Source organism: Enterovirga sp. (assembly GCF_035325185.1).
Lineage (GTDB): Bacteria > Pseudomonadota > Alphaproteobacteria > Rhizobiales > Beijerinckiaceae > Enterovirga.
In genome coordinates, this window is record NZ_DAOLAJ010000089.1 from 1 (window position 1) to 14552 (window position 14552).

A 14552-nucleotide genomic window follows, 5' to 3' on the forward strand; every position below is an offset into this window, starting at 1 on the left:
TGGGCGCGGTCGCGCGCCTTGTTCAGCAGGAACTTCGTGCGCCGGCTGACCACCTCCTCGCGGAACTCGACGAAGGCGCGGATGAGGTCGCGCAGCGTCATCGTCTCCGGGCGGCCGCCGTTCAGCGCGACCATGTTGGCCGGAAACGAGGTCTGCATCGGCGTGAAGCGGTAGAGCTGGTTCAGGACGACGTCGGCCACCGCGTCCCTCTTCAGCTCGATGACGATGCGCATGCCGTCGCGGTCCGATTCGTCGCGGAGCGCCGCGATGCCCTCGATCTTCTTCTCCCGCACCAGCTCCGCCATCTTCTCGATGAGCGTGACCTTGTTCACCTGGTAGGGGATCTCGTTGACGATGATCGCCTCGCGGTCACGGATCGTCTCGCTCGTCGTGCGGGCGCGCATGATGATCGAGCCGCGCCCCGTCTCGTAGGCCGAGCGGATGCCCGCGCGGCCGAGGATCAGGCCCGCGGTCGGGAAATCCGGCCCCTTCACGATCTCCATCAGCTCGTCGAGCGACATCGACGGATCGTCGAGGAAGGCGATGCAGGCCGCGATCACCTCGCCGAGATTGTGGGGCGGGATGTTGGTCGCCATGCCGACCGCGATGCCCCCCGCCCCGTTGACGAGGAGGTTCGGGAATTTCGCGGGCAGGACCTTGGGCTCGCTCTCCTTGCCGTCGTAGTTCGGCTGGAAATCGACCGTGTTCTTGTCGAGGTCGTCGAGGAGGGGCATCGCCGCCTTCTCCAGCCGCACCTCGGTATAGCGCTCGGCGGCGGGCGGATCGCCGTCCACCGAGCCGAAATTGCCCTGCCCGTCGATCAGCGGCAGCCGCATCGAGAAGGGCTGCGCCATGCGCACCAGCGCGTCGTAGATGGCGAGGTTCCCGTGCGGGTGGTACTTGCCCATGGTGTCGCCCGTGACGCGGGCGGATTTGTTGTAGGAGCGGTCCGGCGTGTAGTTGCTCTCGCTCATCGAGAACAGGATGCGTCGGTGCACGGGCTTGAGGCCGTCGCGCGCATCCGGCAGCGCCCGGCTCACGATCACGCTCATGGCGTAATCGAGATAGGAGCGCTTCATCTCGTCCGTGATCGAGATCGGCTTGATGTCGGAAGGATCGCTCGGGCCCCCGGGGGCATCGCCCGCGCCGGGAGGCGGATCGTCGTTGTCGGCCAAGAGAAGTCACCAGAGGGAAAAGTTGGCCGGCTTCTAGCCGATTCCGCCTTAAGACCCAAACGGCGGAGAGGGACGATCGCGGGAGCGCGCCGCCGGGCTTCCCCCCGCGTCCCCCTCGCTTTAATCCGGTGACGAGGAGGCATGCCGATGAGCACGGGAGGGCCCGTCACCGATCTCGCCGGGGAGGACGCCGCCGCGATGCCGGCGGGCGTCGCGCGGGACATGGGCCGGGCCGGGCGCGGCGTCCTCGCCAGGGCGGCATGATCCGAATGTGGTGGCTGGCGACGCTCCTCTGGGCCGCCGTCGCGGCGGTGTCCGCCGCCTTCGCCGATGGCCCGCTCGAGCGGATCGAGCCGCGGCTCGCGCGGGCGATCGAGGAGAACAGGGTCTTCCTCACCTGCACGAGCCTCGATCCGGCGGCCTTCGAGAGCGCGCAGCGATACTGGACGCGCATGGTCGCGCGGGCTCGGGCGCAGCTCGAGGCGAAGCGCGCCTCGGCCGAGGACCTCGCGGCCTTCGACCGGCGCACTGCCGTCTCGGCCCTGGTCCCGGCGGATCGGCCGCTCTCGGAAGCCATCGCCCTGTGCCGCGCCCATTCGGACTGGTTCAAGCGCTACGGCCGCTTCGACTTCATCTCCAGGATCGACGATTCGCCCCTGCCGCCGGGACGCTGACGGGCGCCGCCGGCTTGCATGGTCCGGGAGGGGGGCCTATGGCCCCCTCCTCGACAGAGACTGAGGTCCACGCCGCGAATGGCAGCGAACGATATCCCGAAGGTCGCCGTGGTCGGCGTCGGCATCTGGGGCAGGAACCACGCCCGCAACCATGCCGAGATCGGCTCCCTCGCAGCGGTCGTGGACAAGGATCCCGAGGTGGCGGCCCGGATCGCCGGGCAGCACGGCGTGCCGGTGCGCAGCTTCGAGGACGTCCTCGCCGATCCGGCCATCGAGGGCGTCGCCTTCGCCCTCCCTCCCTCGCAGAACCTGCCTCTCGGCCGGCAGGCGCTGGAGGCGGGCAAGCATCTCTTCGTCGAGAAGCCGCTCGCCCTGAACAGCCGCCAGGGCGAGGAGCTGGTCGCCCTCGCCGACAAGGCGGAAAGGCGACTCATGATCGGCCATATCCTGCATTACCATCCGGCCTTCGTGGCCCTGGCCGACCTCGTGCGGGAGGGGCGGCTCGGGCGCATCCTCTCCTGCGTGTCGCATCGCATGGATCTCGGCCGCATCCGCCGCGAGGAGGATGCGCTGCATGCGCTCGGCACCCACGACGTCTCGATGATCCTGCGGCTCATGGGCGAGGCGCCGTGCAGCGTCTCCGCCACGGGCGGCTGGCACACGCATCCCACCATCGCCGACACGACCCATGTCGCGATGGACTTCCCCGACGGCCGGGCGGCCGAGATCCGCGTCTCCTGGCTGCATCCCTTCAAGGAGCAGCGCCTCGTCGTGATCGGCGAGGAGGCGATGGCGGTCTTCGACGATCTCCAGCCCTGGGAGACGAAGCTCGTCCTCTACCGCCATCGTTTCGGCGAGCGGGACGGCCAGCCGTTCCAGGAGAAGGGAGAGCCCGAGCCGGTCGCGGTGGAGCCCGGCGAGCCGCTCAAGCGCGAATGCCTGCATTTCCTGTCCTGCATCCGCTCCGGCGAGACGCCGCTGACGGACGGGCGCGAGGGCCTGCGCGTGCTGCGGGTGCTGGAGGAGGCGAGCGCCTCGCTCGCCGGCCAGGCCCGCGCGAAAGCCTATGCCAGGATGCGCGCCGCCTCCCACCTCGAATAGGGCAGGCGGCGAGGCGCCCCCTCACGCCTCCCTGTCCCAGAGCCGCCTCGCCAGCACGCCGGCCCGGTCCTCGATCGCCTCGGCGGCGGCGAGCGCCACGTCCTCGCGGAAGCGGCTCGCGACGAGCTGCACGCCGATCGGCCGGCCCTCGTGCAATCCGGTCGGCACCACGGCGCAGGGCAGCGCGAGCGTGTTGAGGCCCGTCTGGAACAGGAAGGAGCGGAAGACCCGCTCGACCGCCCCCGGCCCCTGCAAATCCGCATCCGGCGCGAGCGAGGGCTCGAGGCAGAGCGGCGTCAGCACCAGCGGGTAGCGCTCGAGGAACAGCATCCAGTTGCGGATATGGCCGGTGCGCTCGGCGCTCGCCGCCATGAAGCTCTTGAGATCGCGCGCATGGCACATCTCGAAATACTGGTCGACGATGCGGTTCATCTCGGGCGTGGCCATGCTGCGATAGGCGCCGAGCTGCAATTCCCGCATCTCGGCCGGGATGAGGTCGAACCACAATTCGAGCGGGCGGACGATGTCGGGCGTCTTCACCCGCTCGACCACGTAGCCCGCATCGGCCAGCATCCGCGCCGCGTCCTCGACGGCGGCGAGCACGGCCGGATGGGCGGAAAAGCCCTCGGGCACCTCGGCCACCGCCACCTTGAGGGGGCCCTCCAGCGCGGGCCCGTCGAAAGGCAGCGGCACGTGCCAGGGATCGCGCGGATCGCGCGCGATCATCGCCTGCAGGCCGAGGCGGACATCGCGGACCTCGCGCGCGATCGGCCCCTGGGACGAGGTGATCTGCGCGAGCATCGGCCGCTCGGAGGTCGCGGTGCCGTTATAGGCCGGCACCCTCCCCGTCGTCGGCTTGATCGTGGACACGCCGCAGGCGAAGGCCGGCGAGCGCAGCGAGCCGCCGATGTCGTTGCCGTGGGCCAGGGCGCCGATCCCCGCCGCGACCGAGGAGGCGGCCCCGCCCGAGGAGCCGCCGCAGGTGATCGAGGGATCCCACGGATTGAGGGTGCGGCCGTAGATCGGGTTCTCCGTCATCACCCGCATCGAGAATTCAGGCGTGTTGGTCTGGCCGATGGCGATCGCCCCGGCCCGCCGCCAGTTCCGCACGATCGGCGAATCGTCGCGCGCCACGAGCCCCAGGAGGCCGGGCACGCCGTTCGAATTGGCCTGGCCGGTGAAATCCACATTGATCTTGATGGTGACCGGGACGCCGTGCAGCGGGCCGAGTTCGTCCCCACGCGCACGGGCGGCATCGGCCTCGCGCGCGGCCGCGAGCGCCTCCTCGCGCAAATCCACGACGACCGCGTTGAGCGCGCCGTTCATCGCGTCCAGCCGGCCGATCGCCGACTCGACCGCCTCCACCGTGCCGATCTCGCCGCAGCGGATGGCCTGCGCCTGCTCGCTCGCGGACATCCGCCAGATCTCTGTCGATCCCATCGCTTTCCCGCCTGATCGCCCCGCCTCGCGGGGGCGCGGGGCATTCTACGAACCTCCTCCCGCCGGGGCGAGCCCTTGTCGCGGCCGGTCCGTGCTTCGGCGCGCTGGACCTCGGCGAGGCGGCCCGATAAGGCGCGGGGCATTCCCTGGATGCCTCCCATGTCCGATCGCCTCTCGCTTCCCAAGGACAAGATCCGCGTTCTCCTCCTGGAGGGCGTGAACGATGCCGCCGCCGAGCTGTTCGTCGCGGCCGGCTACCGCAACCTCGAGCGGCTGCCGAAGGCGCTCGACGCGGAGGCGCTGGAGAAGGCGCTCGCCGACGTGCGCATCCTCGGCATCCGCTCGCGCACGCAGATGACCGAGCCGGTCTTCGCCGTGGCGCCGAGGCTCTTCACCCTCGGCTGCTTCTCGGTCGGCACCAACCAGGTGGATCTCGGCGCCGCGCGCCGGCGCGGCATCCCCGTCTTCAACGCCCCCTTCTCGAATACCCGCAGCGTCGCCGAGCTGGTCATCGGCGAGATCGTGATGCTGCTGCGCCGCATCCCCGACAGGTCGCAGGCCGCCCATCGGGGCCAGTGGGACAAGTCCGCCTCGGGCAGCTACGAGGTGCGCGGCAAGACGTTGGGCATCGTCGGCTACGGCAATATCGGCAGCCAGCTCTCGAACCTCGCCGAGGCGCTCGGCATGCGGGTGATCTACTACGACCACACCGACAAGCTGCGGCACGGCAACACAGAATCGGTGCCGTCGCTGAGGGAGCTTCTGGAGAAGAGCGACATCGTCAGCCTGCACGTGCCGGAGACGCCCGCGACGGCTGGCATGATCGGCCCGGACCAGATCGCGGCCATGAAGCCCGGCTCCTTCCTGATCAACAATTCGCGCGGCACCGTCGTCGATCTCGACGCGCTGGCCGGCGCATTGAAGGAGGGCCGCCTCGCGGGCGCGGCGGTCGACGTCTTCCCGAAGGAGCCCGCCTCGAACAACGACCCTTTCGTGACGCCCCTCCAGGGGATCCCGAACGTGATCCTGACGCCCCATGTCGGCGGCTCGACCGAGGAGGCGCAGGAGCGCATCGGCACCGAGGTCGCAAGGAAGCTGATCGACTACTCCGATACGGGCGCCACGGTCGGGGCGGTGAATTTCCCGCAGGTGCAATTGCCCCCGCGCCCCATCGGCACGCGCTTCATGCAGGTCCAGGCCAACGTGCCCGGCAACCTGCAACGCCTGAACCATCTCTTCGCCAGCCGCGGCATCAACATCGCCTCGCAATATTTCCAGACGGATGGCGAGATCGGATACGTGGTCATCGAATCCGACGGCACCGGCCAGGAGACGGATGCCATCCTCAAGGACATCCGCGCTCTGGAAGGCACGATCAGGGCGCGCGTGATCTACGACCGCGCCTGAGAGTGTGGCTTACCCCCCTTCGTAGCGGCGCACGAAGGGCACGCCGTTGAGGGTATGCGTGCAGCAGGCGCAGCTCGGCGTCAGGTCCTCGATCCTGAGATCGGGATCGACGAGGCACAGCCGGTTGTCGTCATCGACGAAAAGACCGTTGAAATACGACGTGCCGCCGATCCTGACATAGGGCTGGCGCTCCGCCTCCGAGCGCGCGACCAGCCAGAAGATCGGCTCGGCGCGGTCGAGCCGGGAGACGGCCTCGCGGTGGACCTGCGTCCAGTCGCCGCCGACGCGCGACAGCAGGAAGCGGAAGAGCGGAGTGTAGTCGAGCCCCTGCCTCTGGTGGCTCCCCATCGCCCCGCGGCTTGCCCGGTCCTCCCGTCGCGCATGGCGCGACCACCTGTAGTCGCCGCCGCCATGGGCGACGCCGCGGGTCCGCGTGTTCACGCGCCGGTAGAGGGGTTCTTTCTCATGGCCCATCGGGGCGGCGCCATGGACCTTGCGAAGGCTTCTCTAATCGAGCCGCTTCATGCCGGCGGCGAAGCGCTTCCAGTTGCGGACATAGCCCGCCGCCCCACGCAGCAATCCCTCGACGGTGGCGTCGTCGAGCTGCCGCACGGCCTTGGCGGGCGAGCCGACGATGAGCGAGCGGTCGGGAAACGCCTTGCCTTCCGTGACGAGTGCATTCGCGCCGACGAGCGAGCCCGCCCCGATTCGCGCTCCGTTCAGCACCGTCGCCCCCATGCCCACGAGCACGCCGTCCCCGAGCGTGCAGCCGTGCAGGATCGCGTGATGGCCGATCGTGCAATGGGCGCCGATCGTCATCGGGAAACCCATGTCGGTATGGAGCATCGCCCCTTCCTGGATGTTGCTCCCCTCCCCGATCGTGATGGGCTCGTTGTCGCCGCGCAGGACCGCACCGAACCAGATCCCGACATCGCGCGCCAGATGCACCGCGCCCATCACATGGGCGTCGGGAGCGACCCAATAGGCCGCGTCGTCGGGAAGCTCAGGGCTGATTCCGTCGAGGCTGTAGATGGGCAAGGCGTTCCTCCTGTCACCGGGAGGGAAGGCCGATGCCCCGGACCTGTCAAGCGCCGAGGAGGCGCATCGCCGCGTCGAGGACCAGGCGGCCGCAGAGGAGACCCCAGATCCCCGCCATCATCGTCGCCGTGAAGACGCCCGAAAGAGACCCGCCGGTCCGGTCCCGGAGGAGATTGCGCATGATGACGAAGGGCGCGGCGAAGAGCAGGATCGGCACGGCCGCCACCGCGGCCATGCCGCCGCCGCGCAGGAGGCCGAAGCCGAGCCGCCGGCCCGCCAGCATCTCGTAGGTACTCGCGACGAGGCCCGCGAAAGCGAAGCCCAGCATGAGCGCGCGCAGGATGTCGAGGCTCCCCGGACCGATCGACATGACGCAGACCTCCCGGCATGGTTCTCGCCTGATCCGCCCGGTCCGTGAAGCGGATTCTTCCCGAAAGGTTAATTCGCCTTGCCCTCGGATTGTCCCGATCTGGAGCGGCGGCCTGCCGCCGCGCCGCAGGAAGAGCGCGCATGACGGCCGGTCCCGTCCTTTCCTTCGTCCTCGTCTCGGTGATCTGGGGCACGACCTTCGCCGCCGCGCGCATCGCCGTGCAGGAGGTGCCCCCGCTTCTCGTCTCGGCCTTGCGCTACCTTCTCGTCTTCGCGCTCCTCGCGCCCGCCGCGAAAGGGCTCGCGCGGGCCTGCCGCCGGGACCTCCTGCCCCGGGTGCTCGTCTCGGCCGCCCTCATGATCGGGCTCGCCTACGGCCTCCTCTTCTGGGGGCTGCGGAGCACGCCTTCGGGCCTTGCCGGGCTGGTCAACCTGTCCGTCATTCCGGTGGGCCTGTCCGGGCTCGCCATCCTCACGGGCGAGGAGCGGGCTTCCTGGCGGCTGGCCGGCGCCCTGGCGCTCGGCCTCGCGGGCCTCCTCGCGATCTACTGGACCCGGCTCGGCTCCGGCCGGATCGACCTCCTCGGGCTCACCGCGATCGTGGTCGGCAGCCTCTGCTATTGCGTCGGCAGCGTCGTGGCGCGCCCGCTGCTGCGCGATCTCGAGGCCATGACGCTGACCTGCCTGCATGCGCTGGCCGGCGGCCTGCTTCTTCTCGCCGCGAGCGTCGCGATCGAGGCGCCGGACGCGCAAGCCTTCGAGGCCCTCGCCGGATGGCGCGTGCTTCTCAGCCTCGCCTTCCTGTCCGTCGCCGGGACGATCGTCGCCTACACGCTCTATCTGCGGCTGATGGTGTCCTGGGGGACGGCGCGGGCGGGGCTCTACGCCTTCGTCTCCCCGGTCGTCGCCCTCGTCGCCGGCAAGCTCGCCTTCGGGGAGGAGATCGGCCCCGTCGAGATCGGCGGCGCCTGCCTGCTTCTCGCCGGCGCCGCGCTCGCCACCTTCCGCAAGGACAGGCCGCAGGGCCGCCCTACGCGTCCAGATCCTCGGCCAGGATCGCCATCTGGAAATTGAAGGAGCGATCGCCGTCCTCGTCGTCGAGGAAGATCACGCCGATGAATTCCTCGCCGACATAGACCTCGGCCGAATCCTTCTTCTTCGGACGGGCCGCGACGCGGATGGAATGATTCGCGAAGGTGCGCCGCAGGAAGCGCTCCAGCTTCGCCAGTTCGGTCTTGTCCACGTGAACTCCAGCTCAGAGCATGATCCCAAAAAGTGGATACCGGTTTTTGGAAAAGATCATGCTGAAATAAAAGGACATAGCGTGATGACGCCTCAACGAGGCGTCATCACGCCATGGGCAGGGGCGCGGCTTGCCACGAACCGGAAGCGCGCCGCAACCCCGCAATGTCAGCTTTCGGCCTTGGCCGAAAGAATCTGGTCCATGGTGCGCGCCGGCTCGGCGCAGCCCGCCGTGCCGACGACGCGGGCCGGGACGCCCGCCACGGTGGTCTTCGGCGGCACCTCGTCCAGGACGACGGAGCCCGCCGCCACGCGCGAGCAGCAGCCGACCTTGATGTTGCCGAGGATCTTGGCGCCCGCGCCGATGAGAACCCCGTGGCCGATCTTCGGATGGCGGTCGGCCTTCTCCTTGCCCGTGCCGCCCAGCGTCACGCCGTGGAGCATCGAGACATCGTCCCCGATCACCGCCGTCTGGCCGACCACGAGCCCCGTCGCGTGGTCGAGGAAAATGCCCCGACCGATCCGCGCGGCCGGATGGATGTCGCACTGGAAGACCTCCGAGGCCCGGCTCTGGAAATAGAGCGCGAGGTCGCGGCGGCCCGAATTCCACAGCGCATGGGCCAGCCGATAGGTCTGGATGGCGTGGAAGCCCTTGAAATAGAGCACCGGCTCGATCAGCCGCGAGCAGGCCGGATCGCGATCGGCCACCGCGAGGATGTCGGCCCTGAACGCCTCGCCGAGGCCGCGATCCTCCTCCGCGAAGCCCCGATAGGTCTGCGCGATCAGGTCGGAGGGCATGGCCGGGTGGCCGAGCCGGCTCGCGACGCGGTGGATGACGGCGGCTTCGAGGCTGTCCTGGTTGAGGATCGTCGAGACGATGAAGGTCGCGAGCGACGGCTCCGTCCTGACGATCGTCTCGGCATCCTCGCGGATGCGGGCCCAGACCGGATCGACGATGCCGGCGACATCGACCCCGCGGCGGGAAAGCAGGTGCGACATGACGATCCTTTCACGGCCCGGGCCTGCGAGGCGGGCGGCGGCGGACAAGGGCGCATTCCTCTCCACCGCCCGGGCGGAAGAGACGAATGCCGTTGTCGCCGTTCTAGCACGGAGACGACGACTTTCGAACTCCGAAGCGCCTGCCGCGTCCTCACGGACGCTCGGACAGGAACTCCAGGACACCCGCCTTGTGCGTTCTGTCACCCACGGCGAGGTTGTGGTCGCGGTTCGGAATGTCGAGCGCGCGGGCATTCGGCATCAGCGCGGCGAGCGGGGCGGGGGAGCCTGCGATCGCGTCGGTCGTGCCGACCGAGACGAGAACCGGCGCGCGGATCTGCCCGACCTCTTCCCGCGTGAGGGTCTGCCGCGTGCCGCGGATGCAGGCGGCGAGAGCCTTGAGGTCCTGCCTGTTCGCGTCGGCGAAGGCGCGGAACATCCGCTGGGTCGGATCGGTGAGCCCCTCGAGCGAGGGCGCCTCCATCGCATCCGCGATGCCGATCGGCAGCCCGACGCCCTCGACGAGATGAATGCCGAGGCCGCCCAGCAGGCACGACCGGACCCGCTCGGGATAGGTGAGCGAAAAGAAGGCCGTGATGCGCGCGCCCATCGAATAGCCCATGACGTCCGCCCGCGCGATGCCGAGGTGATCGAGCAGGTCGCGTGCATCGGCGGCCATGAGGGCGGTGTCGTAATCGGCCGGGTCGTAGAATTTCTGGCTGCGGCCGTGCCCGCGATTGTCCAGGGCAATGACGCGGTAGCCGGCCCGCGTCAGCGTCTTGGTCCAGCTCGGCCCCACCCAGTTGACGCCGTGCGTGGAGCCGAAGCCGTGAATGAGCAGGATCGGATCGCCGCTCCCCTCGCCTTCCGGCGGCAGGTCGATGAAGGCGATTTCGGCTCCCTTCAGCCGGGCGAGCCGCGGCACGAGGGCGTTCATCGCGCGGCCTCGGGCAGCGAGGCCATTGCCCGCCGCGCCCGCCCATGCGAGACAGCGCCGAGCCGCCCCGGCGGCACAGCATCGAGGGCGAGATGGCTTCTTCGGGCGTTCCGCATTTCCACAACGATCCGGGTGTGAGGGTGATTTACGTGGGCTCGCGGGAGTTCATGTGCATCGGGGCGACACCTCCCCTCGACCATCCCCATATCTTCATCGACATGGGAGTGGAGGACGAGGCCATATGTTCCTATTGCGGGACCTTGTACAAATTCAAGGCGAGTCTTTCCGACGGAGAGGCCGAGCCCGAATCCTGCCTCTGGCACGACGCGGCCGCCTGAGACACCCCGTCCGGCATCCGGCACGAAAGAAAGAAGCCGGCGGCCTTGCGGCTCGCCGGCTTCTTTCTTGATTCCTTGCCGGGTTCCCGCGCCTATTTCGGCGCGGGAGCGGGGGTGCCGGCGGCCGGAGCGGGAGCGCCGGCCTGGCCCTGCTGCTGCCGCTCGAGCTGCTTGCGCAGGTCGTCGCTGCGCTTCTGGAGCTCCTCCTGGAGCCGGCGCTGCTGCTCTTCGAGCACCTTCGGGTCGATCGGCGCGCCGTCGAACGCCTTGCCGAAGCCCGCGAGCGGCACCTGGAAGGTCACCTCCCGGCCGACCTGGTTCTGGACGCTCACATTGATGTGGGTGCCCTTGCGCAGCGCGTTGGCGAAGTCGTCCTTCAAGCCGGTCGCCTCGGCGAAGCAGCCGTTCGGGAAGCAGATCGTATAGGCGCCCGCGGCGGGCGGATTCTGGTCGACGGCGAAGCGGATGCCGGGACGCAGGAGCAGGCCGAGCGGCATCAGGAAGCGGACGATCTTCTGGGACTGGGGCCCCTTCACGTCATAGACCGCCGCGGCGAGGACCGGCTGCCCCTGGTCGGAAACGAAGTCGCGCGTCGTATAGCAGACCTCGGCGCCCGAGGACGGGTCCTTGCCGCAGACCTTCGTCCAGTCGGTCTGGGAGGGCTCGGGCTTGACCTGCACGAGCAGCGGGCCGGTCTCCGCAGATGGGGCGGGCTGGGCCGGCTGGGCGGGCTGGGTCGGCTGCGGGGCGGGATGGGCCGGCTTGCCCTTCCCCTGCGCCATGGCCGCGCCGCTCACGCCGGCCGCCAGCGCGGCGGACACGCATGCGAGACGGATCGCTGAAAACATCCCTTTATCCTTTGTCGGGTTGACGGCCGGAAGCCGGCGAGGCGGCGCTGCTTCGCCCGTCCATCCTCTTCGAATGAGGCGAACGCATGACAGTTCGCGCAGGTCGTTAACCGCTTTGCGAACTCTTGGCCAGCCCGGAAAGCGCCGCCGCCCGACCTTGACCGTTCAGTGACGGTTCAGTAGCAGGATGGCACTGCAATGCGGGACGAGTTTATGTGCGTGGCACCATGAACGCCTTGCGGAAAGTCCTCGTGGTCGATAGCGGGCATCGCGCCGAGACCGACCTCCTGTCGACCGAGCTTGCCGAGCTGGGCCTCGCGAGCGTGACGACCTCCATGGAAGCCGCGGAGGCGGTGCTCGACGTGATCGAGCGGCCCTCCGCCATCTTCATCGACATTTCCAACCGCCATAACGGCCGCCTGGCGAGCCTGCGCGAATTCGCCCGGGCCCTGCGCCGCAGCGAGCGCACCATCGGCGTCCCCGTGATCGAATGGAGCCGGGACGCCGCCCTCAGCGCCGGCGGCCTCTCCGGCATCCTCAGAACCGAGATCGGCCCCCAGGCTTTGAGCGGCCAGGAGGCTTGAAGCCGGGCCTGAGGGCCGGCCTGAGAGCGGGCTTCGCGACAGGCGCGGGCTTGGCTCCCGACACGGGCTTGGCGGCCGGCCGGACCTGCTCCTTCAGGGCCGAGACCTTCTCGCCCTTCGACACCGCCACGAGATCCCTGACGAGCCGCCGCGTCGTGCCGAGCCGGCGCTCGACGTCCTCGACGTCGCGCAGGAACACGATCTTCATGTCCGGCCGCACCTTCGCGAAGCTGCCCTGCTCGGCGACATAGGAGACGAGCCCGGCCGGATTGGCGAACTGGCCCTCGCGGAAGGACACGATGATGCCCTTCGGCCCGCCCTCGACGCGCTCGATATTGGCCTGCCGGCACAGGACCTTGATGCCCACCACCAGAAGGAGCTGGTCGACCTCCTTGGGCAGCTTGCCGAAGCGGTCCACCAGCTCGGCCCGGAAGGCGGCGATCTCCTCCTCGGTCTCGAAGGTCGAAAGGCGCCGGTAGAGGCCGAGCCGAAGCTGCAAGTCCTCGACGAAGCTCTCCGGGATCGTGACCGGCGCGCCGACCGCAATCGTCGGCGACCATTGCTCGGGCGGCGGATCGTCGATCCCCGCCTTGAGCTGCTCGATCGCATCCTCCAGCATCTGCTGGTAGAGTTCGTAGCCGACCTCCTTGATATGGCCGGACTGCTCGTCGCCGAGGAGGTTGCCGGCGCCGCGGATGTCGAGATCGTGGGTCGCGAGCTGGAAGCCGGCCCCGAGCGAATCGAGCGATTGCAGCACCTTCAGCCGCCGGTCCGCCTGGACCGTCAGCGGCCTGTTCTCCGGCACGGTGAAGAGCGCATAGGCGCGCGTCTTCGAGCGCCCGACGCGGCCGCGGAGCTGGTAGAGCTGGGCGAGGCCGAACATGTCCGCCCGATGCACGACGAGGGTGTTGGCGGTCGGGATGTCGAGGCCCGATTCGACGATGGTGGTCGAGAGCAGCACGTCGAACTTGCCGTCGTAGAAGGCGCTCATCACCTCTTCGAGCTGGGTCGCGGCCATCTGGCCATGGGCCACCGCGACGCTCACCTCCGGCACCTCGCGGCCGAGGAACTCGCGGATCTCGGCAAGATCCGTGATGCGCGGCACGACGTAGAAAGCCTGGCCCCCGCGATAGCGCTCGCGCAGCAGCGCCTCGCGGATCGAGAGCGCGTCGAAGGGCGTGACGAAGGTGCGCACGGCGAGCCGGTCGACCGGCGGGGTCGCGATGATCGAGAGTTCCCGCACGCCCGTCAGCGCGAGCTGGAGCGTGCGCGGGATCGGCGTCGCGGTCAGCGTCAGGACGTGGACCTCGGCCCGTAATTCCTTCAGCCGCTCCTTGTGGGCGACGCCGAAATGCTGCTCCTCGTCCACGATGATCAGGCCGAGATCCTTGAACTGCATCGCCTTGCCGAGCAGCGCATGGGTGCCGACCACGATATCGACCGTGCCCTCCGCAAGCCCGCTCTTCACCGCCTTCAGCTCGCCCGAGGAGACGAAGCGCGAGGCATGGGCGACGTTCACGGGCAGGCCGCGGAAGCGCTCGGCGAAGTTCTTGTAGTGCTGGCGCGCGAGCAGCGTCGTCGGCACGACCACGGCCACCTGCCGCCCCGACATCGCGACCGCGAAGGCGGCGCGCAGCGCGACCTCCGTCTTACCGAAGCCGACATCGCCGCAGACGAGGCGGTCCATGGGCCGGCCGGCCGCGAGGTCGCCGAGCACCGCCTCGATGGCGTTCAACTGGTCGTCCGTCTCCTCGTAGGGGAAGCGGGCGGCGAATTCGTCGTAGAGCCCTTCCGGCGTCGTGATCTTGGGCGCCGGCTTGAGGAAGCGCTGGGCGGCGATCTTGATGAGCTGCCCCGCCATCTCGCGGATGCGCTGCTTCATCTTGGCCTTGCGGGCCTGCCATCCCCCGCCGCCGAGCTTGTCCAACTGGACCTCGGTTTCCTCGGAGCCGTAGCGGCTCAGAAGCTCGATATTCTCGACCGGCAGGAAGAGCCGGGCCTCCCCGGCATAGGTGATTTCGAGGCAGTCGTGCGGCGCTCCCGCCGCCTCGATCGAGCGCAGTCCCTCGAACCGGCCGATGCCGTGATCGACATGGACGACGAGATCGCCCGGTGTCAGCGCCGCGACCTCGGCCAGGAAATCCTGCGGACGCCGCGCCGTGCGTTTCTGGCGCACGAGGCGGTCGCCGAGGATGTCCTGCTCGCCGATGACGGCGAGGTCGCCCGCCTCGAAACCGGATTCGGTGCCCCAGACGGCGAGGATCGCCTTGTTGCGCGGCAAAGCGAGGGTGTCGGCGAGCCGCGCCACGGGCTGCGCCGCGATGCCATGATCCTCCAGCACGTGGCCCAGGCGCTCGCGCGAGCCCTCGGACCACGCGGCGACGACGACCCGCTTCTTCTCGG

General features: G+C 69.2%; 16 protein-coding genes. 6 read left to right on the plus strand and 10 right to left on the minus strand.

Annotated elements, in window-relative coordinates; all coding sequences use genetic code 11:
• Positions 1-1175, minus strand: a 1175-nt coding sequence (locus PKD06_RS15120; protein ID WP_324381487.1) for a DNA gyrase subunit A, incomplete at its 3' end; no start/stop codon positions are given.
• 260 nt (positions 1176-1435) lie between these two features.
• On the opposite strand from PKD06_RS15120, the gene PKD06_RS15125 reads away from it, so the two are divergent.
• Complete coding sequence (locus PKD06_RS15125) at positions 1436-1849, plus strand: hypothetical protein (protein WP_324381488.1); 414 nt, start codon at positions 1436-1438, stop codon at positions 1847-1849.
• Positions 1850-1927: 78 nt separating this feature from the next.
• Positions 1928-2950, plus strand: a complete 1023-nt coding sequence (locus PKD06_RS15130; RefSeq protein ID WP_324381489.1) for a Gfo/Idh/MocA family oxidoreductase — start codon at positions 1928-1930, stop codon at positions 2948-2950.
• 21 nt (positions 2951-2971) lie between these two features.
• Here the strand turns inward: PKD06_RS15130 and PKD06_RS15135 are convergent, their stop codons facing one another.
• Positions 2972-4390 (minus strand): amidase family protein, encoded by a 1419-nt coding sequence (locus PKD06_RS15135; RefSeq protein WP_324381490.1) that lies wholly within the window; start codon positions 4388-4390, stop codon positions 2972-2974.
• 159 nt (positions 4391-4549) lie between these two features.
• Here PKD06_RS15135 and serA point away from each other — a divergent pair, with 159 nt between their 5' ends.
• Positions 4550-5797, plus strand: a complete 1248-nt coding sequence (gene serA, locus PKD06_RS15140) for a phosphoglycerate dehydrogenase (RefSeq protein WP_324381491.1) — start codon at positions 4550-4552, stop codon at positions 5795-5797.
• Between the two features lie 9 nt (positions 5798-5806).
• Here serA and PKD06_RS15145 read toward each other — a convergent pair whose 3' ends face one another.
• The 3 genes from PKD06_RS15145 to PKD06_RS15155 are packed head-to-tail and all read right to left on the minus strand — an operon-like array spanning position 5807 to position 7205.
• Complete coding sequence (locus PKD06_RS15145; RefSeq protein ID WP_324381493.1) at positions 5807-6271, minus strand: hypothetical protein; 465 nt, start codon at positions 6269-6271, stop codon at positions 5807-5809.
• 33 nt (positions 6272-6304) lie between these two features.
• Entirely contained in the window at positions 6305-6835 is a 531-nt protein-coding gene (locus tag PKD06_RS15150; protein WP_324381495.1) for a gamma carbonic anhydrase family protein, read from the minus strand.
• Positions 6836-6881: 46 nt separating this feature from the next.
• Positions 6882-7205 carry a hypothetical protein gene (locus PKD06_RS15155; protein ID WP_324381497.1) on the minus strand — a complete coding sequence of 108 codons (324 nt, stop codon included), beginning with the start codon at positions 7203-7205 and terminating at the stop codon, positions 6882-6884.
• Between the two features lie 140 nt (positions 7206-7345).
• Here PKD06_RS15155 and PKD06_RS15160 point away from each other — a divergent pair, with 140 nt between their 5' ends.
• Complete coding sequence (locus PKD06_RS15160; protein WP_324381499.1) at positions 7346-8278, plus strand: DMT family transporter; 933 nt, start codon at positions 7346-7348, stop codon at positions 8276-8278.
• Here PKD06_RS15160 and PKD06_RS15165 read toward each other — a convergent pair.
• From PKD06_RS15165 to PKD06_RS15175, 3 genes are all read right to left on the minus strand, one after another.
• A complete protein-coding gene (locus PKD06_RS15165) occupies positions 8235-8447 on the minus strand; it encodes a DUF3126 family protein (protein ID WP_324381501.1) in 213 nt (70 codons plus the stop codon). The genes PKD06_RS15160 and PKD06_RS15165 overlap by 44 nt on opposite strands.
• A gap of 167 nt (positions 8448-8614) precedes the next feature.
• Positions 8615-9445, minus strand: coding sequence for a serine O-acetyltransferase (cysE, locus tag PKD06_RS15170; protein ID WP_324381503.1), 831 nt, complete (start codon positions 9443-9445; stop codon positions 8615-8617).
• Between the two features lie 151 nt (positions 9446-9596).
• Positions 9597-10379, minus strand: a complete 783-nt coding sequence (locus tag PKD06_RS15175; protein WP_324381505.1) for an alpha/beta hydrolase — start codon at positions 10377-10379, stop codon at positions 9597-9599.
• Positions 10380-10471: 92 nt separating this feature from the next.
• Here PKD06_RS15175 and PKD06_RS15180 point away from each other — a divergent pair, with 92 nt between their 5' ends.
• Complete coding sequence (locus PKD06_RS15180) at positions 10472-10717, plus strand: zinc-finger domain-containing protein (protein ID WP_324381507.1); 246 nt, start codon at positions 10472-10474, stop codon at positions 10715-10717.
• Between the two features lie 92 nt (positions 10718-10809).
• Here PKD06_RS15180 and PKD06_RS15185 read toward each other — a convergent pair whose 3' ends face one another.
• Positions 10810-11565 carry an invasion associated locus B family protein gene (locus PKD06_RS15185; RefSeq protein WP_324381509.1) on the minus strand — a complete coding sequence of 252 codons (756 nt, stop codon included), beginning with the start codon at positions 11563-11565 and terminating at the stop codon, positions 10810-10812.
• 215 nt (positions 11566-11780) lie between these two features.
• On the opposite strand from PKD06_RS15185, the gene PKD06_RS15190 reads away from it, so the two are divergent.
• On the plus strand, positions 11781-12149 hold the full coding sequence (locus tag PKD06_RS15190) for a hypothetical protein (RefSeq protein WP_324381511.1): 369 nt from the start codon (positions 11781-11783) through the stop codon (positions 12147-12149).
• Here PKD06_RS15190 and mfd read toward each other — a convergent pair.
• Positions 12103-14552: transcription-repair coupling factor (mfd, locus tag PKD06_RS15195; RefSeq protein ID WP_324381513.1), on the minus strand; the 2450-nt coding region annotated here is incomplete at its 5' end. The genes PKD06_RS15190 and mfd overlap by 47 nt on opposite strands.

Bases quoted from the DNA above. Each gene is read 5' to 3' on its own strand.
- PKD06_RS15145 (WP_324381493.1), bottom strand. From the start codon at position 6,271: ATGGGCCATGAGAAAGAACCCCTCTACCGGCGCGTGAACACGCGGACC.
- cysE (WP_324381503.1), bottom strand. From the start codon at position 9,445: ATGTCGCACCTGCTTTCCCGCCGCGGGGTCGATGTCGCCGGCATCGTC.
- serA (WP_324381491.1), top strand. From the start codon at position 4,550: ATGTCCGATCGCCTCTCGCTTCCCAAGGACAAGATCCGCGTTCTCCTC.
- PKD06_RS15125 (WP_324381488.1), top strand. From the start codon at position 1,436: ATGATCCGAATGTGGTGGCTGGCGACGCTCCTCTGGGCCGCCGTCGCG.
- PKD06_RS15135 (WP_324381490.1), bottom strand. From the start codon at position 4,390: ATGGGATCGACAGAGATCTGGCGGATGTCCGCGAGCGAGCAGGCGCAG.
- PKD06_RS15180 (WP_324381507.1), top strand. From the start codon at position 10,472: ATGGCTTCTTCGGGCGTTCCGCATTTCCACAACGATCCGGGTGTGAGG.
- PKD06_RS15155 (WP_324381497.1), bottom strand. From the start codon at position 7,205: ATGTCGATCGGTCCGGGGAGCCTCGACATCCTGCGCGCGCTCATGCTG.
- PKD06_RS15185 (WP_324381509.1), bottom strand. From the start codon at position 11,565: ATGTTTTCAGCGATCCGTCTCGCATGCGTGTCCGCCGCGCTGGCGGCC.
- PKD06_RS15130 (WP_324381489.1), top strand. From the start codon at position 1,928: ATGGCAGCGAACGATATCCCGAAGGTCGCCGTGGTCGGCGTCGGCATC.
- PKD06_RS15160 (WP_324381499.1), top strand. From the start codon at position 7,346: ATGACGGCCGGTCCCGTCCTTTCCTTCGTCCTCGTCTCGGTGATCTGG.
- PKD06_RS15175 (WP_324381505.1), bottom strand. From the start codon at position 10,379: ATGAACGCCCTCGTGCCGCGGCTCGCCCGGCTGAAGGGAGCCGAAATC.